The organism is Pseudarthrobacter sp. NKDBFgelt, from assembly GCF_046097905.1.
GTDB lineage: Bacteria > Actinomycetota > Actinomycetes > Actinomycetales > Micrococcaceae > Arthrobacter > Arthrobacter polychromogenes.
This window is the reverse complement of the sequence record NZ_JBJURL010000022.1, coordinates 1-19,874: the sequence shown is the minus strand read 5'-3', so window position 1 is coordinate 19,874 and position 19,874 is coordinate 1. Positions and strand designations below refer to the sequence as shown.

The following is a 19,874-nucleotide window of genomic DNA, read 5'->3' as shown; positions in this document are numbered from 1 at the left end:
CACTTGCTACGGAGGTGCGTTATGACAACTATTCCACACCGTGAACTGCGGAACGAAAGCAGCAAGATCCTCGAACGCGTGAAGAACGGGGAGACAATCGACGTCACCAACAACGGCGAAATCGCCGCTACACTCATCCCGCCGTCAGCTTCCCCCCTTGAACGGTTGCTGCTGGCAGGCCAGGTACGCCCGGCAAGTGGACCCGTCGACTTCACCGCCCTGCACCGGGTCGCCTTGGAATCCAGCACGGAGGAGATTCTGGACGACCTTCGCGGTGACCGTTGATCATTTACGCGGATACATCGGCAGTCCTCAAACTCGTGGTGGAGGAGCAGGAATCGCCCACCCTGGCGGCGTACCTGTCAACAGCGTCCCAGACCCACAGCCTGGTTGCCTCCATGCTCCTCTACACAGAACTCCACTGCGCAGCTCGCCGCCGTGCGATACACGGCGAACTGGTCAATGCAGCGCTCGGCGGCATCAACCTGGTCGATCTTGTACGTTCGGACCTCATGTACGCAGCGGCTCTGCCGGGCAGGCTTCGCAGCGCGGATGCCATTCACCTGGCCACTGCTATCCGTCTGCAGGTTGACGTTCTTGTCTCGTACGACGTCGAACTCCTCACCGCAGCGGTTGATGCCGGCATCAACGTCCTGTCCCCGGGAATGCGGACCGGGCCGTAACGAGGACCTGGCTCACCATTCCTCCGCCGCAATTGTCGGCGGCTCCGTGTAGCTTGGGCACATAAGTCATTCCGCCGCCGGAAGCCCCCTGAGGACGCCTTGGATTTCTACGCCATCAACAGCCTGCGTGAGAACCACGCCGGATGGTCCCTGCTCCGGGCGCAGAACGCGCCGCTGGCCTTGTCCTTCTTCATGAAGGCCTTCACCGGGCCCAACCAGAGGGATATCGGCCGGCAGCAGCTCATCGACCACCTCGACGACGTCCTGTTCGGCCTCCGGGACGTCTACGGCGAGGACAAGTTCCCCCGGCCCGCCGGGGAGTACCTGGACGACTGGGCTTCGCCAGAAAAGGCCTGGCTGCGGAAGTATTACGTTCCCGGCCAGGACGAACCGCACTACGACCTCACCCCCGCCGCCGAGGACGTGGTCCGGTGGGTGGAGAACCTTCGCGGGCGGGACTTCGTGGCCACCCAGTCCAGGCTTACCAGCATCTTCGCGGTCCTGAAGGCCCTGGTGCAGCAGTCGGAGACGGACCCCGAGGTCCGGCTCGCCGAGCTGCAGCGCCAGCGGGACGGCATCGATGCCGAGATACAGCGGATCAGGGACGGCAACATCAGGGTGATGACCGGTCCTGAGGCGCTGGACCACTTCCAGCAGCTGACCACCCTCGCCAAGGATCTGCTGTCGGATTTCCGGGAGGTGGAGCAGAACTTCCGGAAGCTGGACCGGCAGGTACGCGAACAGATCGCCACCTGGGACGGGACCCAGGGCGAACTTCTGGAGACCATCTTCGCCAACCAGCAGGGCATCAGCAGTTCACTCCAGGGCCGCACGTTCCAAGGTTTTTGGGACTACCTGATGTCGCCCCAGCTGCGCACCGAGCTGCAGGACCTGCTGCAGCGTGCCACGGAAATCGAAGCGCTCTCCGGCGTGGAGGACCTGCACGCCGTGACAAGGCTGCACCAGGACTGGCTGCCCGCCGTCGACCAGACACAGGGCACCGTCCGCCAACTCTCCGAACAGATGCGCCGGCTCCTGGATGACAAAGTCTTCCTCGAAAACAAGCGCATCATGCGGCTGGTGCGGAGCATCGAATCCGGTGCGCTGGGCACCCGGGAGGCGCCGCCGTCGGGCGTTTTCATGGAGATCGCCGCGCAGTCGGTGGATGTCGCGCTGCCCTTCGAACGGCCGCTGTACGAGCCAAGCCGGAAGATGATGGTGGACGACGACGTGCTGGCCGCCGATGATTCGAAGGTGGACGCCGGCGCCCTGTTCAGCCAGTTCCACGTGGATAAGGAGCGCCTGCAGGCGAATGTGGATGCCGTCCTGGCCGGCGCCGAGCAGGCCACGCTCGTTGAAGTGACCCAGGCCCATCCGCTGCAGCAGGGGCTCGCCGAGATCGTGGCGTACTACCAGCTGGCCAGCGAATCCGAATGGGCCAGCATCCATGACGACGTTCCCCAGCAGCTGCAGTGGAAGCTTCCCGACGGCAGCACCCGCGAAGCAACCATCGATCAGATCATCTTTGTGAGGCCGGCATGAACCCGAGTGAAATGATGGAAACCGCCCGCACGCCCGAGGAACTGCCCGGCGTCGTGACCCGCCTCTTCCGCGGCGTCCTCTACGCCGAATCGGACGAGAAAGCGTGGCAGTCCCTGCTCACGCTGGAATCCCAGGCCCGGGACTATGTGGCCGTGCTGGGGCTGGACCTGATCCTGGACGAGTCCGAGGGCTACGCGTTCCTGCGGTCGAGGGAGGACCCGGAAGGCAACCTGCCCCGGCTGATCCCGCGCCGCCGGCTCACGTTCGACGTCAGCCTCCTGCTGGCCCTGCTGCGCGGCCGGATGCTTGAGTTCGACACCAACAGCAGCGAGCTCCGCCTCATCATGACGGAGCAGGACATCGTGGACATGGTGGCGGTTTTCCTGCCGGAGTCCAGCAACCAGGCCAAGATCCTGGACAAGCTGGGCGCCACCATCAAAAAGGTGGTTGAGCTAGGCTTCCTCCGCAGGCTCCGCGGCCAGTCGGACACCTACGAGGTCGCCAGGATCCTGAAGGCCTATGTCGACGCCCAGTGGCTGGAAGAGTTCGACGCGAGGCTCGCTGACTACCGGGCGTCCCTGGAGGAACCCTCCGGCGCCCCACCGCAAACGCCTGAAAGCACCACGGAAGGGGAACTGCCGTGACCGCGGACCTGCAGGACAGCCTGTTCAGCCTCGAGGACCCCGCGGAGACGCCAGAGTCGCCGGAACAGAACACAGAGGACGACGCCGGCACTCCCCCGGGCTACCGGCTGCACCGTTTGGAGCTGCTCAACTGGGGCACCTTCCACCAGGGTGTGCGCACGTTCCGCCTGGACGGGGCGAACAGCCTCCTGACGGGCGACATCGGCTCGGGAAAGTCAACGGTGGTGGATGCCATCACCACGCTCCTGCTGCCCGCAAACAAGATCGAATACAACAAGGCTGCGGGTGCCCAGAAGAAGGAACGCACCCTCATGTCCTACGTGCGGGGGTACCACAAGAGCACCCGCAGCACCGGCGGTGAGAACTCCAAACCTGTGTCGCTGCGCGGCACGGGTTCGCTTACCGTGGTGCTCGCCGTCTTCCGCAATGCTGTGCTGGACAAGTCGGTCACGCTGGCCGTCACCCTGTGGGCGGTCCAGGAGGCAGGCCAGCCCAACCGGTTCTATTCACTCGCGGAAACGGACCAGAGCATCGCAGCGGATTTCGCCAACTTCGGCCAGGACCCGTTCAAGCTGAAGAAGAAGCTCAAGGCTGCCGGCGCCGCGGTGCACGACACCTTCGAGCCCTACGCGGCAGCGTTCAAGCGCCAGTTCGGCATCAGCGGGAACCAGGCCATGGAGCTGTTCCACCGGACGGTGTCCATGAAGCAGGTGGAGAACATCACCTCCTTCGTGCGCACCAACATGCTGGACGAGGACGACGTCGAGAGCCGGATCAAGAACCTGATCCACCACTTTGACGACCTCAAGAAGGCCCATGGCGCTGTGCTGCGCGCCAAGGACCAGATCGCCATGCTGGCTCCCATCCGAGAAGGCGCCGCCCGGCATGCCCAGCTCACGCATGAGGACCAGGAAGCCAGGGACCAGCGGGACCAGCTGCACCCCTGGTTCACCAACCAGAAGCTGATCCTCAGCCTCGAGCATGCCGCCGAGCTTGACAGCACCGGGCAGCGGCTCCGCGAGGACAACGCAGCTGTCACCTCCCGCATCACCGAACTCCGGCACGATCTGAGCGCGGTTGCCGAGGACATCCGGTCCAACGGCGGCGGCCGGCTCGCGGCCATCGACGCTGAGATCGCCCGCCTCGAGCGGGAAGCAGCCGTCCAAAGGACCCGGTACCAGGCCTATGCTGCCGCCGCCGCGGAGCTGGACCTGCGGGCACCGGAGGACCGGGTGCTGTTCGACGCCAACCGGGACGGTCTGGGAGCCGTCGAATCCGGGCTGGCGGAACAGAACAGGGACCTCCAGGAGCAGCGCACCGAGCTGACCATGACGCGCACCGTCCAGACCGCACGCGCTGCAGACCTCACAGCGGAACTCACCAGCCTCCAATCCCGGCGGAACCTGCTGCCGCTGGACCAGGTGGGGATCCGCCGCCGGCTGTGCGATGGAACCGGCGTGCCGGAGAAGGCGCTGCCGTTCGTCGGCGAGCTGCTGCGCGTCCGCGACGGCGAAGCCGCCTGGGAAGGCGCAGCCGAACGGACCCTCAGGGGCTTCGCCTTGTCCCTGCTGGTGCCGGCCGAGCACTACGCTGCGGTCAGCAGCTGGGTGGACTCGAATAACCTCAAGGGCAAGCTCGTTTACCTGAAGGTGGCTGACTCGTACTCCGCCCGGACCGCCGAACCCGGAACCTTGGCTGCCAAGATCGCCATCAAGCAGGGCACGCCGTTCCGCGATTTCCTGCTGGAGGAACTGGCCGGCCGGTTCGACTACGTCTGCTGTGACACGCTGGCCGAATTCCGGCGCTTTCCCAAGGCGCTCACCGCCAACGGGCAGCTCAAGGGCGGCAGGGGACGGCATGAGAAGGATGATCGCAAGGACATCGCGGACCGGCGGAATTACGTGCTGGGCTGGGACAACCAGGACAAGGTCAATAGGTTCCTGGCCGAGCTGGACGAGGCAAAAGGCCAGCTCCAGGTGGCCGCCACGCAGCTGGCCAGCGTCGACCGCCAGTTGGGCGACCTCGGCCGGAAGAACCAGCAACTGGGCACCGTGCGCTCGGTGGCGGATTTCGGCGAGGTCAGCTGGGAGCTCACCGCCCGGCGGATCGAGGAGTCCAAGCAGGAGCGGCGGGCGCTGGAGTCAGCCAGCAACATCCTCCAGGAGTTGGCTGCCCGGGAGGCTGTCCTGAAGGCTGACCTGCTGCGTTTCGAAGAGCGGGCCGGCAAGATCCAGCAGCGGCTCGGAGCCAATGAGAAGGACACCGAGAACCTCGCGGAGGCCATCGCCGAGTGCCGTGCTGTGCTGGCGGAGGACCCGCTGACGGACGACCCCGGATTGCTGGCATCCGTGGCTGGCCTCGCCGCCGGCGCGCCCGGGGAAAGAGTCCTCACCTACAAGAACACGGTCGCAGTGGAAAGCGCGGTGCGGCAGGAGCTGACAAAGGCCATCGATGCGCTGTCCAAGCGCCTGGCCACGGCGGAGGCCGGCACGGTGCGCCTAATGGCCGATTTCCGGAACAAGTATCCGAACGAAACCACGGAGATCGACGCTTCACTCGATGCCGCCGGAGACTACAGCCGCCTGCTCGAGCAGCTGGAAAAGAACGACCTGCCCAAGTTCGAGGCGCACTTCAAGGAGTCCCTGAACCAGAACACCATCCACGAGGTGGTGGCGTTTAATGCGTTCCTGGACAGCCGCCGGCAGGACATCGTCAGCCGGATCAACAAAATCAACGAGTCCCTGGCAACCATTGAGTACAACCGTGGCCGGCACATCCAGCTGGAGCACCAGAACACCACGGACCTGGACGTGCGGCAGTTCGGAACGGACCTGCGGGCCTGTTCGGAGGGAACCATCGGCGACGAGGACCAGTACTCCGAACAGAAGTATCTGCAGGTGGAGCGCCTGATTGAACGGTTCCGCGGGCGGGACGGCTTCACCGCCCTGGACGAGCGGTGGACCTCGAAAGTAACGGACGTGCGGAACTGGTTTACGTTCTCCGCCTCCGAGAAATGGACCGAGACCGGCGAGGAGTTTGAGCACTTCACCGATTCCGGCGGCAAGTCCGGCGGCCAGAAGGAGAAGCTGGCCTACACCATCCTGGCTGCAGCGCTGGCGTTCCAGTTCGGGCTGGGCGCCAACCAGGCTCCTGCCGGGGCCGGGACGAGCGCGGGTAAGGGCCGCAGCTTCCGCTTTGTGGTGATCGACGAAGCGTTTGGGCGCGGCTCCGACGAGTCTGCACGCTACGGCCTGGAGCTGTTCCAGCGCATGAAGCTGCAGTTACTTATTGTCACTCCCCTGCAGAAGATCCACGTGATAGAGCCGTTTGTGGCACACGTGGGCTTCGTGGCAAATACGAATGGCAACGATTCGAAACTGAGGAACATGACCATCCAGGAGTACCGGGACGAGCGCGACCGGCATGCCGGCTGACAGCTCCGCGGGCCGGGCACAGGGATGGACCACGCCGGCGGACCTTCGCACCTTGACGCTGAAGGCCTGGAGCAGCGGCGCCCTCCTCCGCGAACTGCTGGATCCCAGCGGGGCCTACCCCCGCCGTCGTGCCTTAAAGCGGCCGACGGCGGCGGCCCTCCTCCGTGACTACGCGGCGGCGCGCGCCTGGGCGGCCGGGTTGTTTGCCGCCGCGGGGCCCTTCACCCTGGAAACTACCGAGGTGGGGCGCAACACCATTGGGGCCAATCATCTGCCGGCCGCAGTGCTCTTCGCTTCGGCACAGGATGAAATTTCGTTCGCAGGCAAGGCAAGAGATGCCGCCTGGTTCGTGGCCCTGGCCGAGGGGCTGGCCGGGCTGGATCCTGCATTCCGCACCTGGGCGCTGCGGCGTCCACTGAAGCTGCTGGACCTCGGTGGGGATGCCCTTACCGCAGCGCGCGTTGCACTGTGGCTTCGGGACAACCCGGAGCCCGGTGTCTACGTCCGCCAGCTGAGCCTCTCCGGCGTGCATACCAAGTTCATTGAGGGCAACCGGACGGTGATCGATGAATTGCTCGGAGCGCTGTCCGCGGAAACGGCGGCCAGGGATGCCCCGGAGGCTGCCGCGGAGCTGGTGGCTGACGCAGAGCAGGTAGCCGGGGTGGCCGCTGAAGCCGGCTCGCTCCTGGGGCAGCCGGCCCCGCGGACTCCCGCCGCTCGATTTGCCGTCCGGCATGGGTTCCTGCACCCTCCGGAGCTCGTGCGGTTCCGTTCACTGGATGCTGCTGTGCCGTTGCTGGGCAGCGCCCGGGATGTCACGGTGACGGCTGAGGCGTTCAGCACCCTGCGCCTGCCCGTCACAAGAGTGCTGGTCACGGAGAACCTGGTGAACTTCCTGGCGGTCCCGGAACAGCCCGGAACCCTGGCGATCTACGGCGGCGGGTACGGCTTCTCGGCACTGCGGGATGCATCGTGGCTGCGGGACTGCAACGTCCTGTACTGGGGCGACCTGGATACCCACGGGTTCCAGATTCTCGACCAGCTCAGGGCAGTCCACCCGCATGTGGTGAGCGTATTGATGGACGAAGCGACGCTCCTGGCGCACCGGGACGTGTGGGGTAGCGAGCCGGCACCATCCACGGCGGCCCTTGGCCGGCTGACTGCCGATGAGGCGGCGCTCTACAAAAGACTGCAAAACGACGCATATGGAACAGCTGTCCGGCTGGAGCAGGAACTCGTCCGCTGGGACTGGGTGCTGGCACGCCTGTTGGGTTAACCGGGATTGGGTTGACCGGGACTTTGGACAAACCGCGCCTGAAAGGACTTCGGACTCTGGCGGCCGGGAGGGTACCGGCGGAGGATCGCCCTATCAGCGGTTTGCGGGCGAAAGGGCGCCGGTCATGATGTGGGGTTACGGCTCGAACATGGGCTGGATGATGTGGCTCTGGGGCCTCCTCCTGCTGGTGGGCATCGCCCTGCTGGTACTGGTGGCCGTCCGGTTGTCAGGCACCGGGAGGACGTCAGAACGCCATCCTGGACCGCGGGGACTGCTAGGACCCGATGCCGGCCGGACCCGGGCGCAGCAGATCCTCGATGAACGCTTTGCCCGGGGTGAAATCGCGGAGGAGGAATACCGCGAGCGGCTGAGGGTCCTCGGCGAGGGCCCCTGATGCGTGCCATGAGCCGGCGGCGGGCGCTGCTGCTGGGAGGCCTGGGATCGGCGGCCACGGTGGCCGGCGGAGCCGGACTCTGGTGGACGGCCACGTCCCGTTTCTCCCCCGAAGCCGGCGGTGGGTTCGCCGAGCCGGAGGAGCTGCGCAGCACTGACGGACAACTGAAGGTCCGGCTCGAGGCTTCGCCCGTATCGGTGCCCCTCGGCGGCCTGCAGGCATCCATCCTGGGTTACAACGGAAGCGTCCCCGGCCCCACACTGCGGGTGCGGGGCGGAGACACACTCCAGATCGAGCTGGTCAACAACCTGGGGGTCCCCACCAACCTGCACGTCCACGGCCTCCACGTCTCACCCCAGGGCAATGGTGACAATGTCTTCGTCATGGTCCCGCCGGGCCAGTCGTTCAGCTATGAGCACCGCCTCCCCGCGGACCACCCTTCCGGAACGTACTGGTACCACCCCCACCACCACGGCATGGTGGCAGACCAGGTTTCCGCCGGCCTTTTCGGCGCCATCATCGTTGAAGAAGAGGATGCGCCCGCCGTCAGCCGGGAACGCATCCTGGTGGTTTCGGACATCACCCTGGACGGCTCAGGTGCCCTGGCGGAGGCCACACCAATGGACCGGATGCTCGGGCGCGAAGGCCGGCTGGTTCTGGTGAACGGCCACAGCAACCCGGAGCTTTCCGCCCGGCCAGGCGAGCGCGAGCGGTGGCGGATCGTGAACACCTGCGTTGCCCGCTACCTGCGGCTCCGGCTGGACGGACAGCAGTGGGAGCTGCTGGGCATTGACCTGGCCCGTTTCCCCACACCGCAGACGGTGGACGAGGTGCTGCTTGCGCCGGGCAACCGTGCGAATGTCCTGGTCACAGCCACCGCTGGTGTGTCCGCCCTCAGGTCCGGCTACTACAACCGGGGAAGCATGGCAGGCATGATGGGACGGGCCGGCCGCGGACCGGATGCCGGAGGCACCGGGGACCTGGTGCTGGCAACGTTCTCGGTGTCCGGAGCCCCGGCCACCACGCCGCCGGCGGAGCCGCCGCCCGCCCGGCCGGCACCGGAGGACCTGCGGACCGCGGTGGTCGCAGCCCGCAGGCAACTCACCCTCGCCACAGGCACGGGCATGGGGATGGGCATGGGAATGATGTCATTCACCATCAACGGTCGGACCTTCGATCCGGACCGGACGGACACCGTTGTGGCTGCAGGGACGGTGGAAGAGTGGACGCTGCTCAACCCCAGCCCCATGGACCACCCCTTCCACCTGCATGTCTGGCCCATGCAGGTCATCGAGGAAGCAGGGACCGCCCCGGACGCGCTGACCTGGCGGGACGTGGTCAACATCCCCGCCAACGGCCAGGTGAAAGTCCGGGTCAGTTTCACGGGCTTCACCGGCCGCTCCGTGTACCACTGCCACATCCTGGACCACGAGGACCAGGGCATGATGGGAGTCATTGAGGTCCGTTGAGCCAGGCCCCAACCCACGGCGCCGGGGACCGCCATGAGCTACCGCCCGGCCGCGTAGCCCTGCCCGCCCCGGGGGTTGGCCGCAGCCTTCAGCACGCCGGTCTCCGGATCGCGAATCACAGCCGACAGCCGCCCGAGGGACCAGTCCCCCGCCCGGGACACCACGTGGCCGCGCGACTCGAGCCCGGCGATCACATCCTCCCCGATCCTGTCCTCGACAACCGCGCCGCCCGGCGTCCAGGTGCGGGGCCAGAAGGAGCCCGGGATGGATGTGGTGTGGAAGGCGGGCGCGTCGATGGCCTGCTGGGGCTCATACCCGCCCACGATCGTCCGTAGCAGGTACAGCAGCTGCCACTGGTCCTGCTGGTCGCCGCCCGGCGACCCGAGAGCCGCCACCGCCCGGCCGTCCCGGAGCACCAGCGTGGGCGTCAGTGTGGTGCGCGGCCGCTTGCCGGGGGCCAGGGTGGACGGGGCGCCGTCCTCCAGCCACGTCATCTGCAGCCGTGATCCCAGGCAGAAGCCAAGCTCGGGGATCGCCGGGGAAGACTGCAGCCAGCCGCCGGACGGGGTGGCTGAGACCATGTTTCCCCACTGGTCCACCACGTCGATGTGGCAGGTATCGCCGCGGGTTTCCCCGGTGGGCTGCACCGTCGGCTCGCCCACGCCCGCAAACGCGCCTTCCCCGCGGGCAGCGAGCGACGGCGGGAGGTACTCCGTGCGCAGCGGCGGCAGGAAGGGCGTGTGGCCGGGAACCCCGCCGGGCCGGAACGCGTGCGAGGCCTTCTCCCCGATCAGCTGCCGGCGCTCCGCGGCATACTCCCTGCTCAACAGGTAGTCCAGGGGCACCGCGGCGTCGCCGTAGTACGCCTCGCGGTCCGCAATGGCCAGCTTCTGCGCCTCCAGGATGGTGTGCGCGCCGAGCTCGGTGGAGGGATCCAGGTACTCGTCGTCGAACCCGTCCAGGATCGCGAGCGTCTGCAGCAGCGCCGGCCCCTGCCCCCACGGACCGGTCTTGGCAATGGTGTGGCCGCGGAACTCCAGGGTGGCGGCGGGCTCGTACCCGGCGGAGAATCCCGCAAAATCCGCTTCCGTCATTACGCCGGCATGGTCCGTGCCGGACGAGTGGCGGTGCGGTTCGGCCAGGAACGCGACCGCCGCCTTGGCCACGAAACCCTCCCGCCACTCCCGCCGCGCGGCGTCGATCCGCGCTGACCGCGGCGCTGGCGTGCCGCCGTCGTCCGCCACACCCTGGCCGGCGGCAATAAGCCGCTCCAGGACGTCCGCGTACGCCACGTTCTTCACGATGTCTCCCCCTGCCGGTACGTTCCCGTCCGGCATCCAGAGGGCGGCCGACGTCGGCCAGTGCTCCCTGAACAGCCCCGCAACGGAGGCGATGGTGCTGGCCACGCGGTTAAGGACGGGGTGCCCGTTCCGGGCGTACCCGATGGCGAAAGAGAGCACGTCCGCCAGCTCCCAGGTGCCGTGGTCGCGGAGGAGCAGCAGCCAGGCGTCGACGGCGGCGGGCACGGCGGCGGCGAGCGCACCGGCCCCAGGCACCAGTTCCAGCCCCTCGGCCAGGTAGTGCTCACGGGTTGCCGCGGCCGGGGCGGGTCCCTGCCCCATCAGCACAACGGGTTCGGAAGGATTGGCGGCAGTGACGAACACGCCCGTCATGTCCCCGCCCGGGCCGTTCAGGTGGGGTTCCACCACGTGCAGGACGAACGCGCCGGCGGTGGCGGCGTCGAACGCGTTCCCGCCGCGCTCCAGCACCGCCTGCGCCGAGGCCGTGGCCAGCCAGTGGGTTGAGGCCGTCATGCCGAACGTGCCCTGGAGGGTGGGGCGGGTGGTGAAGCTGCCTGCCGGTGTGTACGCCATGGAGTGCAATCCTAGGGACCCGGCGGGGACGCGGCCGTGACCGCCACGCCCGCCTCCCGGCCGGGGTCCGCTACGGATGCACCAGGATTTTGACTGCCGTGTCCTTGTGGTTGATCAGGGTGTCGAACCCCTGCTCCACCAGGTCATCGAGCGCGATCCTCCCGGTGATGAACGGCTTGAGGTCCACCTTGCCCTCCTGCACCATCTTGATGACGGAGGGGTGGTCGCGGACGTAGGCGATGGTGCCGCGCAGGTCGATCTCCTTGAGCACAAGCTTCTGCATGTCCAGCGTGGCCGGCGCGCCCCAGATGGCCACGTTGACCACCACGCCCCCTGGCCGGACGGCGTCGAGCATGGTGTCCAGCACGGCGTTTACGCCCGCGCACTCGAAGGCGACGTCCGCGCCGGTCCCGCCGGTGAGCTCCCGCACCCGCGCCGGGACGTCCTCCTTGCTGGGGTCCAGCACATGGTCTGCCACGCCGCTGGACGTGGCCTTCTCCTTCCGGGCCTGGGTCAGTTCGCTGACGATCGTGGTCACGCCCATGCCCTTGAGCACCGCGGCGGTCAGCAGCCCGATCGGCCCCGATCCGCCCACCAGCGCCGTATCCCCGGCCTTCACGCCGCTGCGCTCCACCGCGTGGTGCGCCACGGACAGCGGCTCGATCAGCGCCGCCTCGTCCAGCGGGATGTCCCCGATGGGGTGCACCCACCGTTTGTCCACCACGATGGTTTCGCTAAGGCCTCCGCCACCTCCGGAGAGCCCGATGAACCCCATCTGCCGGCACAGGTGATAGCTGCCCGCCTGGCACATGTCGCAGTCACCGTCCACAAAGTAGGGTTCGACGACGACGTTGTCACCCGCTGCCAGCCCCTCCACGCCTTCGCCGACTTCGGAGACAGTCCCGGAGAATTCGTGCCCCATGGTCACCGGCGCCTCCTCGTGGGACAGCGGGTGCGGATGGCCCGGCGCCGGGACGAAGATGGGGCCTTCCAGGTACTCGTGCAGGTCTGAACCGCAGATGCCGCACCACGCGACGTCGATCTTTACCGCTCCAGCTCGGAGCTGCGGCTCCGGGATGTCCTCGATGCGGATGTCCTTGCGTCCGTGGAAACGTGCTGCCTTCATGATGGTCTCTACCTTTCAGCGGGTGTGGTGGCTGGGCTGCAGTTCGTACACCGGCGTCTCCAGCCCTTCCATCCGGGCCTTGAGCTGCAGGGCCAGGTAGGAGGAGTAGTGCCGGCTTTGGTGCAGGTTGCCGCCGTGGATCCAGAGGTTGGGAACGTTGGTTGGTTTCCACATATTGCGCAGCTCCCCCTCCCACGGACCAGGGTCTTTTGGCGTGTCTGAGCCGTATCCCCAGCACTTGCCCACCTGGTCCGCTACTTCGGGCGAGACCAGGTCAGCCAGCCACCCGTTCATTGAGCCGTAGCCGGTGGCGTAGACAATCAGGTCGGCCTCCAGCTCCGTGCCGTCCGCCATGACCACGGCGTTGCCGGTGATCTTGGAGACCTGCCCTGACTTCAGCTTGACCCGTCCGTCGATGATCAGCTGGGAGGCGCCGACGTCGATGTAATAGCCGGAGCCGCGCCGCAGGTACTTCACGAAGAGCCCGGAGCCGTCCACGCCGAAGTCCAGATCGAACCCGGCGGCCTCCAGCTGCGAGTAGAACTCCGCGTCCTGCTCGGCCATCTGCTGGTACACCGGGACCTGGGTTTCCGGCAGGATCCGCATGGGCAGCGAGGCGAACAGGAGGTCTGCCTTCTCGGTGGTGATCCCATTGGCCAGCGCCTTCTCCGAGTACAGACCGCCCAACGCCAGGTCCATCAGGGATTCGCTCCGGGCGATGTGGGTGGAGGAGCGCTGGACCATGGTGACGTTGGCGCCGTGCTCCCAGAGGTCCGCGCAGATATCGTGAGCGGAGTTGTTGGAGCCGATCACCACGGCCTTCTTGCCCGTCCAGTCCCCGCCGCCGGGGTGCTGCGAGGAGTGCCGCTGTTCCCCCAGGAAGCTCTCGGCGCCGTCGAACGTGGGGATGCTGGGGTAGCCGGAGACGCCCAGGGCGAACACCAGCTGCTTGGGCCGGAGGGTGACAGGTTCGCCGTTGCGGAGGACGTTGACCGCCCATTCCTGTGTGCCGTCGTCGTACTCCGCGTCCACGCACTCGGTGCCGGACCAGTAGTTCAGCTCCATGATGCGGGTGTAGTGCTCCAGCCAGTCGCCGATCTTGTCCTTGGCGGCGAAGACGGGCCAGTCGTCCGGGAACTGCAGGTAGGGCAGGTGGTCGTACCAGACGGGGTCGTGCAGGTGCAGGGACTTGTAGCGGTTCCGCCAGGAGTCCCCGGGCTTCTGGTTTTTCTCGATGATGATGGTGGGCACACCCAGCCGCCGCAGCCGCGCCGCGAGGCCGATCCCGCCCTGCCCGCCGCCAATGATCACGCAGTAGGGCTGCCCTTCGTACCCGAGTTTCGCCTCCTGCTCCTCCTTGAGCTCCAGCCAGGACCGGCGCCCCCTGACGATCTCGTGCGCCACCCCCTGGTCGCGGCGCGGGCCCTTCTTCTCCTCGAAGCCCTTGAGTTCCTGCATGGTGGTGAGCAGCGTCCAGCACTTGCCGTCCCGCAGCCGCAGGTGGCCGTAGCCGCGGGCAGCGCCGGTTTCGAAAGCTATCCAGGCTTCCACGGTTCCATCAACGCCCGTACTGCCCGTGGCGTCCTCGGCCAGGGCCCAGTTGGCGGGCTGGACCCGGTCAAGGGTGGCTTCCAGCATCCGCCGGATGTCGGCTTTGCCTTCGAGCGTCTTGATGTTCCAGGTGAAGGCCACGAAGTCCCGCCAGTAGCTGTCGTCCCCGAAAAGCTCCAGCGCCGCCTCCACGTCGCGCCGCTGCAGGGCCTCATCCAGTGACGTCAGCCAGGCCTGCGCGGCGGCCGTTGGTGATTCGGTCATGTCCACTCCTTTGTGTGATGGTCCGTGGTGTTGGGGCGGCCCCGTTTCCGTCCTGCACCCTGCGATATGCTGGGCGGGCGTGAGCTGCGTCACCCCAGTGAAACGCAGTGGGGGTTACAGCAGCGTTGCATGCAACACCGCCGGGCGAAGGCGACGGCGGTGGAAGGGAGCCATGGACCACGGCCTGAAGTTCTCGGACCCGGCGGCGTATTCGCGGGTGCTGCGCCGCGCCCATGAACTGGTGATCTCCGGCGTTCCGCGGCCCGAAATCCCGGAACTGCTGGCCAGCTCGTGGCGCCGCTCCATGGCGCTGGGCATCAGCCCTGACCAGCACAGCCCCCGCCACCTGCATGAGGTGTCCGAGGTCCTGGAGCTGCGGCGGGAGCACCGGCTGCAGCAGGTCATGCCGGCGCTCAGCGAGCTCCTGGCCGATGACTCCAGCGACGGACGGCACCTCCTGGTGCTGACGGACGCAGGCGGCGAGATCCTGTGGCGGGTGGGCAGCGCCCAGGTGCTCCGGCGGGCGGACCGGCTGGAGTTCTCCGAGGGCGCGGACTGGTCCGAGGCGGGAATCGGCACCAACGCCATCAGCGAGGCTCTGGTCACCGGCCGTCCGGTGCAGCTGTTCTCCGCCGAGCACCTAGTCCGCACGCACCACGAGTGGGCCTGCACCGCGGCGCCCATCACCGATCCTTCCACCGGCAGGCTGTTGGGCGTGCTGGACGTCTCCGGGCCGTTGGAGTCCCTTACTGCGGACACGCTGCGCATGGTGCGGTGCGCGGTGAGCATGGCGGAGGCGCTGTTGAGGACGTCCGACGGCGGCGCGTCCCTGGGTGCCTCTTCCCTGGCTCCTGCTTCCCGGACGCCTTCCCGGACGAGGGCCGCACTGCGGCCTTCGGCGGCAGTCGAGTCTCTTGAACTGCTCGGCGACCAGCCGGCGGCGGTGTTCCGGAACGGCAGCCGGGTGCCGCTGACCCTGCGGCGGGCGGAGATCCTGGCGCTGCTGGATTCGCGGACGCAGGGCTGGAGCGCCGAGGAACTGGCCTACGAGCTCCACGGTGACGCGGGTATCGCAGCGTCCATCCGGACGGAAATGTTCCGGGTCCGGTCCCTGCTGGGCGATGCCATAGCGTCCAACCCTTACCGAATGGATAAGGGGCTCACCGGGCAATCGGATGCCGGCCAGGTGCTGCGGCTGCTCCGCGGGGGCAACGTGGCTGCCGCGCTGGAAGCCTACCGCGCTCCCCTGCTCAGCCGGTCCGGAAACATGGCGGTACAGCTCCTGCGGGACCGGCTGGAGCTGTCCCTGGGAGCGGCCGTTCGTGCCAGCACAGACCCCGCGCTGATCATCCGCTGGCTGTCCACGGACATGGGCTCGGCGGACATGCAGGCGGTGGAGGCGTTGGGGAAACTGGTGGGCAGGAGCGATGCACGGTATCTGTCATTCAGCGCGGGAGCGGCAGCGGCAGAAGCAAAACTCGCCATGGGCGGGACCTAAGGCACTTCCGCACCCGAGGGATCACGTGGGAAGTTGCAGGGGTGAGCAGGACACCCCGGCGGAGCCTCCGGCTGCGGCAATGTGACGCTGCCGGCAATGGGACAAAGACCAACCATGCTGCCGTCGTCGCCATCAAGGCAGTCCATACCCTGGCGTGGCTGTCGATTGAGTCGTGCGTTGTTTATCTGCTCATCACCGGCCTGGCCGGGCGCACCGACAAGCGTGCGGGCGTAGCCGCTGCAGTGGTCACCGCCGAGACCCTGGTGTTCGCCGGAAACGGGTTCCGCTGCCCCCTCACTGGCCTGGCCAAGCGGTACGGCGCCGAGTCCGGCTCGGTCACGGACATCTACCTGCCCCGGTGGTTCGCCCACAACTTGCCGGCCATCCACACTCCCCTGTTGGTGCTGATGGCCTACCTCCACCTGAAAAACCTCCGCCGCGGACGGGCAACTGGGTCCTAGGTTTCACCCTGCGGGCGCACTTACCGGACTGCGTTGTTCGCGTTCACGCGGCCGTTGGCCCAGTAGGTGCCGGTGCCGGAGATCTTGTCGGCGCTTGATTGGACCTTCTCCCGGATGGCCTTGTTGTCAGCTCCGGGGTTGACGCTCCAGGCGAGCGCGGCGGTGGCAGCCACAATCGGGGAGGACATCGAGGTGCCGTTGCCCACGTCGTAGCCCAGCGAGCGGTTGTTCTGTGTTCCCAGGTAGAACTTGTGGTTCGGGAAGGTGGAGTAGACGTTGACGCCGGGGGCGGCGATGTCCACCCAGCTTGCCCCGTAGGTGGAGAAGGATGCCTTGGCGTCGAAGTTGTCCGTGGCGGCGACGGCCATGACGTTGGGATACCCGGCCGGATAGATCTTGGTCTGGTTCCCGCCGTTCCCGGCAGCGGCCACCAGCACGGCGCCCTTGTTCCACGCGTTGTTGACGGCTGTTTCGAGAGTGCGTGATGCCCGCACCCCAAGGCTCATGTTGATCACTTTCGCCCCGTTATTGACGGACCAGTTGATCCCGTTCGCGAGGCCTGAGCTCGAACCGACGCCGCTGTCATTGAGGACTTTGCCGTCCAGGATGCTGCACCCCGGGCACACCCCGGCAACGCCAATGGTGTTGCCGGCGGTGGCGGCAACAGTTCCGGACACGTGCGTGCCGTGGCCGTAGTTGTCCTCGCCGGTGCTGGCACCGCTGAAGTTGGCCCGTGCCAAAACCTTCGGTGCGATGTCCGGGTTGTCGCTGGCGACTCCCGAGTCGAGGACGGCAACCCTGACGCCGGCGCCCTTGGTGACGCCCCACGCTTCGACGGCGTCCACGTCAGCGTCTGCCTTGCCCGCGCTGATAGTCAGTGTGCCGGCGGTGTTCGTGAACGACTGGCCTGTGTTGTTGAGGGCGTACTGGCGGCTGAAGTACTGGTCGTTTGACGCGGCCGTAACAATCTCGTCTGCCTCGGCGTAGTCGACGGCAGGGTTGCGGTCCAGCGCTTCGATGAGCTGGAGTTCCTTGCCCGCAGGGACCTTGATCAGGCGGGCGCCGGTGCCGCCGATTTCAGGTCCGTTACTAAGTCCGTACCCCCGCAGAACGGCGGCCGCCGCGGCGTGGTCCCGGAACTTGACCATGATCTGCCCGGCGATGTGGGACGGTTCGGCTGCGGTGCCGGGGGCTGCCAGGGTGATTCCGCCCAGCACCATCGCGGCCGCTGCGAAACCTGCCGTCAGGAGTCTTTTCATCCCGTCAGTTTGCTCCTCGCAGCCCTGGCTGGATAGGGCCCTTCGTGGAGAGGTGGACTAAGCCGAGTGATTCCGGACAAATAACATCTCTTGCCACGCAGTTAACCGCTGATTCATATTCCCCTCAGGACCTGTCCAACCGCCGTCCCTAGGTTCGAACGCATGGACAACATCTCCCGCAGATCCCTGATTTCCGCCGGCCTGGGTGCCGGACTCGTCGCCGCCCTGCCAGGTGCCGCCGTCGCCGTTTCCACAGCGGACGACGCCGGCCTCCGCACCGATCCCTTCATGCTCGGCATAGCGTCGGGCGAGCCGTGGCCGGACGGCTTCGTGATCTGGACGCGCCTCGCACTGGACCCGCTGGCCGAGGACGGCCTCGGCGGCATGCCCGCACGCCAGGTCCCCGTGGCCTGGGAAGTGGCTGAGGACGCGGGCATGCGCGCCGTAGTAGCCCGCGGCGTCGAGCACGCCCGGATTGAAACCGCCCATTCCGTCCACGTGGAGCTCCAGGGCCTCAAGCCCGGCCGCGAGTACTTCTACCGCTTCCGCAGCGGACGCCACCTCAGCCAGGTGGGCCGCACGCTCACCAGCCCCGCGCCGCACGAGACGCCGGCCGCGCTGGCCATGGCGTTCGCCAGCTGTTCGCAGTATGAGCACGGCTACTTCACCGCCTACACGCGCCTGGCCGAGGACCAGCCGGACCTGGTGCTGCACCTGGGCGACTACCTCTACGAGTACAAGAAGGACAGCTACGTGATCGGCGGCGGCAACCCGCGCGACCACCAGGGCCCGGAGACCACCACGCTGCAGGGCTACCGGCAGCGGCACGCGCAGTACAAGTCCGACGCCGACCTGCAGGCCGCGCACGCGGTGGCACCTTGGCTTGTGGTGTGGGATGACCACGAGGTGGACAACAACTGGGCGGACGAAATTCCGGAGAACAGGGACGCCGGCCAGCTCAACGACACCACTGAGCGGTTCCGCCAGCGCCGCGCCGCCGCGTTCCAGGCGTACTACGAGAACATGCCGCTGCGGAGGTCCTCCGTGCCGGCCGGGTTCGACATGAAGATCTACCGCACCATCCAGTGGGGCCAGCTGGCCAACTTCCACATGATGGACACCCGGCAGTACCGCGACGACCAGCTGGCCGGCGACGGCTGGAAGAAGAACGTGGCCGAACGGCTCGCGGAGAACCGGACCATCACCGGCGCGGAGCAGGAGAAGTGGCTGCTGGACGGGTTCCGGAACTCCACCCAGCGCTGGGACATCCTGGGCCAGCAGGTGTTCTTCGCCGAGCGTGACCGCGCGCAGGCGCTGGAGATTGACGACGTCTCCATGGACGGCTGGGACGGGTACGCCGCCTCCCGCCGCCGCATCACCCAGGGCTGGCTGGACGCGAAGGTGCGCAACGCCGTCGTACTCACCGGCGATGTGCACCGCAACTGGGCCAATGACCTCAAGGTGGACTACAAGGATCCGGCCTCGCCCGTGGTGGGTTCAGAACTGGTGTGCACGTCCATCACCTCCACCGGCAACGGCACCGGCTCCACCGCCGATCCGGTCATGGCGTGGAACCCGCACCTGAAGTTCTTCAATGACAACCGCGGCTACGTGAACACGCGCATCACCCGCGACTCGATGACGGCGGACTTCCGCACGCTGGACTACGTCACGACGCCGGGCGCACCGGTTTCGACGAAGGCGTCCTTTGCCATCCAGGACGGGGTTCCGGGGCTGCAGGCGCGGGGGTAGCCTCTGAGAAGGACGTACGACGGCGGGGCGGCCGGCATTTCTGCTGGCCGCCCCGCCGCCTGTGTGCAGTCAGCGTGAAGGCTTCTGCGCCGGCTGCCCGGTGAGCGTCACCGCCCTGCGCCCTCTGCGGGCATTACTTGAGGCTCAGTACCTCGTCGATGGGGCGGCCGTTGACGAACACCTGGGCGCTCGTGGCCCCGGCCGCGGCCATGGCCGTGTACTCCAGCTGCGCCTTCGCACGGGGAATGTCGCACACGCCGCCCAGCATGAACTGCCCGGTGAGGTAAATGGTGATGGTGCTGCCGGCCAGCTCCCCGCCGGCGTAGGTAAGGCTGGACTGGTACAGGACATTCACAAGCCCCGAGAGGCCGACGTCGCGGCTCTTGTTCGAAAGCAGGGCCTCGACGCTGGGACGCACCTGGTCCGTGAAGCGGACCGGCGCCGTGGTGGTGGCCACGAGGCTGTCGCCGCAGCCGATCAAGGGACCGGAGACGCCGTTGTCGTCCACGGCAACGTAATAGATGGTCAGCGGGGCCACCTGTTCCGGAAGCCCTCCCGGGGCAGGTTCCTCGGTGGGCGGCGGGCTTGTGGGCGGCGGGCTTGTGGGGGCGGACGACGGCGGGGCGGCGGCTGTGGAGGGCGGGGCC

General features: G+C 67.2%; 16 protein-coding genes. 11 read left to right on the top strand and 5 right to left on the bottom strand.

Going from position 1 to position 19,874, the window contains the following annotated elements; genetic code table 11:
* The first annotated feature begins 21 nt into the window (after positions 1 to 21).
* The 8 genes from ACKAE7_RS08100 to ACKAE7_RS08065 all read left to right on the top strand — a co-directional run bounded on the left by ACKAE7_RS08100 (position 22) and on the right by ACKAE7_RS08065 (position 9,442).
* Positions 22 to 285: a type II toxin-antitoxin system Phd/YefM family antitoxin gene (locus ACKAE7_RS08100; protein ID WP_190610935.1), complete on the top strand. Its 264-nt coding sequence runs from the start codon at positions 22 to 24 to the stop codon at positions 283 to 285.
* Complete coding sequence (locus tag ACKAE7_RS08095; RefSeq protein WP_188730513.1) at positions 282 to 683, top strand: type II toxin-antitoxin system VapC family toxin; 402 nt, start codon at positions 282 to 284, stop codon at positions 681 to 683. Before ACKAE7_RS08100 ends, ACKAE7_RS08095 begins: the two co-directional genes overlap by 4 nt.
* 99 nt (positions 684 to 782) lie before the next feature.
* A complete protein-coding gene (locus ACKAE7_RS08090) occupies positions 783 to 2,225 on the top strand; it encodes a DUF3375 domain-containing protein (RefSeq protein WP_408978896.1) in 1,443 nt (480 codons plus the stop codon).
* Positions 2,222 to 2,869, top strand: a complete 648-nt coding sequence (locus tag ACKAE7_RS08085; protein ID WP_408978895.1) for a DUF4194 domain-containing protein — start codon at positions 2,222 to 2,224, stop codon at positions 2,867 to 2,869. The genes ACKAE7_RS08090 and ACKAE7_RS08085 overlap by 4 nt, the downstream gene beginning before the upstream one ends.
* On the top strand, positions 2,866 to 6,303 hold the full coding sequence (locus ACKAE7_RS08080; protein WP_408978894.1) for an ATP-binding protein: 3,438 nt from the start codon (positions 2,866 to 2,868) through the stop codon (positions 6,301 to 6,303). Before ACKAE7_RS08085 ends, ACKAE7_RS08080 begins: the two co-directional genes overlap by 4 nt.
* The gene (locus ACKAE7_RS08075; protein ID WP_190610943.1) at positions 6,293 to 7,579 is read left to right on the top strand and encodes a DUF3322 and DUF2220 domain-containing protein; all 1,287 of its coding nucleotides are present in this window, start codon (positions 6,293 to 6,295) and stop codon (positions 7,577 to 7,579) included. Before ACKAE7_RS08080 ends, ACKAE7_RS08075 begins: the two co-directional genes overlap by 11 nt.
* Before the next feature lie 124 nt (positions 7,580 to 7,703).
* Positions 7,704 to 7,973, top strand: a complete 270-nt coding sequence (locus ACKAE7_RS08070) for an SHOCT domain-containing protein (protein ID WP_190610944.1) — start codon at positions 7,704 to 7,706, stop codon at positions 7,971 to 7,973.
* A complete protein-coding gene (locus ACKAE7_RS08065) occupies positions 7,973 to 9,442 on the top strand; it encodes a multicopper oxidase family protein (protein ID WP_408978893.1) in 1,470 nt (489 codons plus the stop codon). The genes ACKAE7_RS08070 and ACKAE7_RS08065 overlap by 1 nt, the downstream gene beginning before the upstream one ends.
* A 38-nt stretch (positions 9,443 to 9,480) precedes the next feature.
* On the opposite strand, the gene ACKAE7_RS08060 is transcribed toward ACKAE7_RS08065, so the two are convergent.
* The 3 genes from ACKAE7_RS08060 to ACKAE7_RS08050 all read right to left on the bottom strand — a co-directional run bounded on the left by ACKAE7_RS08060 (position 9,481) and on the right by ACKAE7_RS08050 (position 14,257).
* Positions 9,481 to 11,316, bottom strand: coding sequence for a gamma-glutamyltransferase family protein (locus ACKAE7_RS08060; RefSeq protein WP_408978892.1), 1,836 nt, complete (start codon positions 11,314 to 11,316; stop codon positions 9,481 to 9,483).
* 70 nt (positions 11,317 to 11,386) lie between these two features.
* The gene (locus ACKAE7_RS08055; protein WP_408978891.1) at positions 11,387 to 12,442 is read right to left on the bottom strand and encodes a 2,3-butanediol dehydrogenase; all 1,056 of its coding nucleotides are present in this window, start codon (positions 12,440 to 12,442) and stop codon (positions 11,387 to 11,389) included.
* A gap of 15 nt (positions 12,443 to 12,457) precedes the next feature.
* Complete coding sequence (locus tag ACKAE7_RS08050) at positions 12,458 to 14,257, bottom strand: NAD(P)/FAD-dependent oxidoreductase (RefSeq protein WP_408978890.1); 1,800 nt, start codon at positions 14,255 to 14,257, stop codon at positions 12,458 to 12,460.
* A gap of 172 nt (positions 14,258 to 14,429) precedes the next feature.
* Between ACKAE7_RS08050 and ACKAE7_RS08045 the strand changes: the two genes are divergently transcribed.
* Both ACKAE7_RS08045 and ACKAE7_RS08040 read left to right on the top strand, forming a co-directional pair.
* Positions 14,430 to 15,755, top strand: coding sequence for a GAF domain-containing protein (locus tag ACKAE7_RS08045; protein ID WP_188809105.1), 1,326 nt, complete (start codon positions 14,430 to 14,432; stop codon positions 15,753 to 15,755).
* A gap of 41 nt (positions 15,756 to 15,796) precedes the next feature.
* Positions 15,797 to 16,216 carry a hypothetical protein gene (locus ACKAE7_RS08040; protein WP_229666298.1) on the top strand — a complete coding sequence of 140 codons (420 nt, stop codon included), beginning with the start codon at positions 15,797 to 15,799 and terminating at the stop codon, positions 16,214 to 16,216.
* A 20-nt stretch (positions 16,217 to 16,236) separates the two neighbouring features.
* On the opposite strand, the gene ACKAE7_RS08035 is transcribed toward ACKAE7_RS08040, so the two are convergent.
* Positions 16,237 to 17,475: a S8 family serine peptidase gene (locus tag ACKAE7_RS08035; RefSeq protein ID WP_408978889.1), complete on the bottom strand. Its 1,239-nt coding sequence runs from the start codon at positions 17,473 to 17,475 to the stop codon at positions 16,237 to 16,239.
* Between the two features lie 162 nt (positions 17,476 to 17,637).
* On the opposite strand from ACKAE7_RS08035, the gene ACKAE7_RS08030 reads away from it, so the two are divergent.
* The gene (locus tag ACKAE7_RS08030) at positions 17,638 to 19,227 is read left to right on the top strand and encodes an alkaline phosphatase (protein ID WP_188809104.1); all 1,590 of its coding nucleotides are present in this window, start codon (positions 17,638 to 17,640) and stop codon (positions 19,225 to 19,227) included.
* Positions 19,228 to 19,360: 133 nt separating this feature from the next.
* Here the strand turns inward: ACKAE7_RS08030 and ACKAE7_RS08025 are convergent.
* The coding region (locus ACKAE7_RS08025) for a hypothetical protein (protein WP_408978888.1) at positions 19,361 to 19,874 on the bottom strand (514 nt) is incomplete at its 5' end.

Coding starts and splice junctions, on each gene's coding strand:
- ACKAE7_RS08075 (WP_190610943.1), top strand. CDS start 6,293: ATGCCGGCTGACAGCTCCGCGGGCCGGGCACAGGGATGGACCACGCCG.
- ACKAE7_RS08100 (WP_190610935.1), top strand. CDS start 22: ATGACAACTATTCCACACCGTGAACTGCGGAACGAAAGCAGCAAGATC.
- ACKAE7_RS08030 (WP_188809104.1), top strand. CDS start 17,638: ATGGACAACATCTCCCGCAGATCCCTGATTTCCGCCGGCCTGGGTGCC.
- ACKAE7_RS08060 (WP_408978892.1), bottom strand. CDS start 11,316: ATGGCGTACACACCGGCAGGCAGCTTCACCACCCGCCCCACCCTCCAG.
- ACKAE7_RS08070 (WP_190610944.1), top strand. CDS start 7,704: ATGATGTGGGGTTACGGCTCGAACATGGGCTGGATGATGTGGCTCTGG.
- ACKAE7_RS08065 (WP_408978893.1), top strand. CDS start 7,973: ATGCGTGCCATGAGCCGGCGGCGGGCGCTGCTGCTGGGAGGCCTGGGA.
- ACKAE7_RS08050 (WP_408978890.1), bottom strand. CDS start 14,257: ATGACCGAATCACCAACGGCCGCCGCGCAGGCCTGGCTGACGTCACTG.
- ACKAE7_RS08035 (WP_408978889.1), bottom strand. CDS start 17,475: ATGAAAAGACTCCTGACGGCAGGTTTCGCAGCGGCCGCGATGGTGCTG.
- ACKAE7_RS08045 (WP_188809105.1), top strand. CDS start 14,430: ATGGACCACGGCCTGAAGTTCTCGGACCCGGCGGCGTATTCGCGGGTG.
- ACKAE7_RS08055 (WP_408978891.1), bottom strand. CDS start 12,442: ATGAAGGCAGCACGTTTCCACGGACGCAAGGACATCCGCATCGAGGAC.
- ACKAE7_RS08085 (WP_408978895.1), top strand. CDS start 2,222: ATGAACCCGAGTGAAATGATGGAAACCGCCCGCACGCCCGAGGAACTG.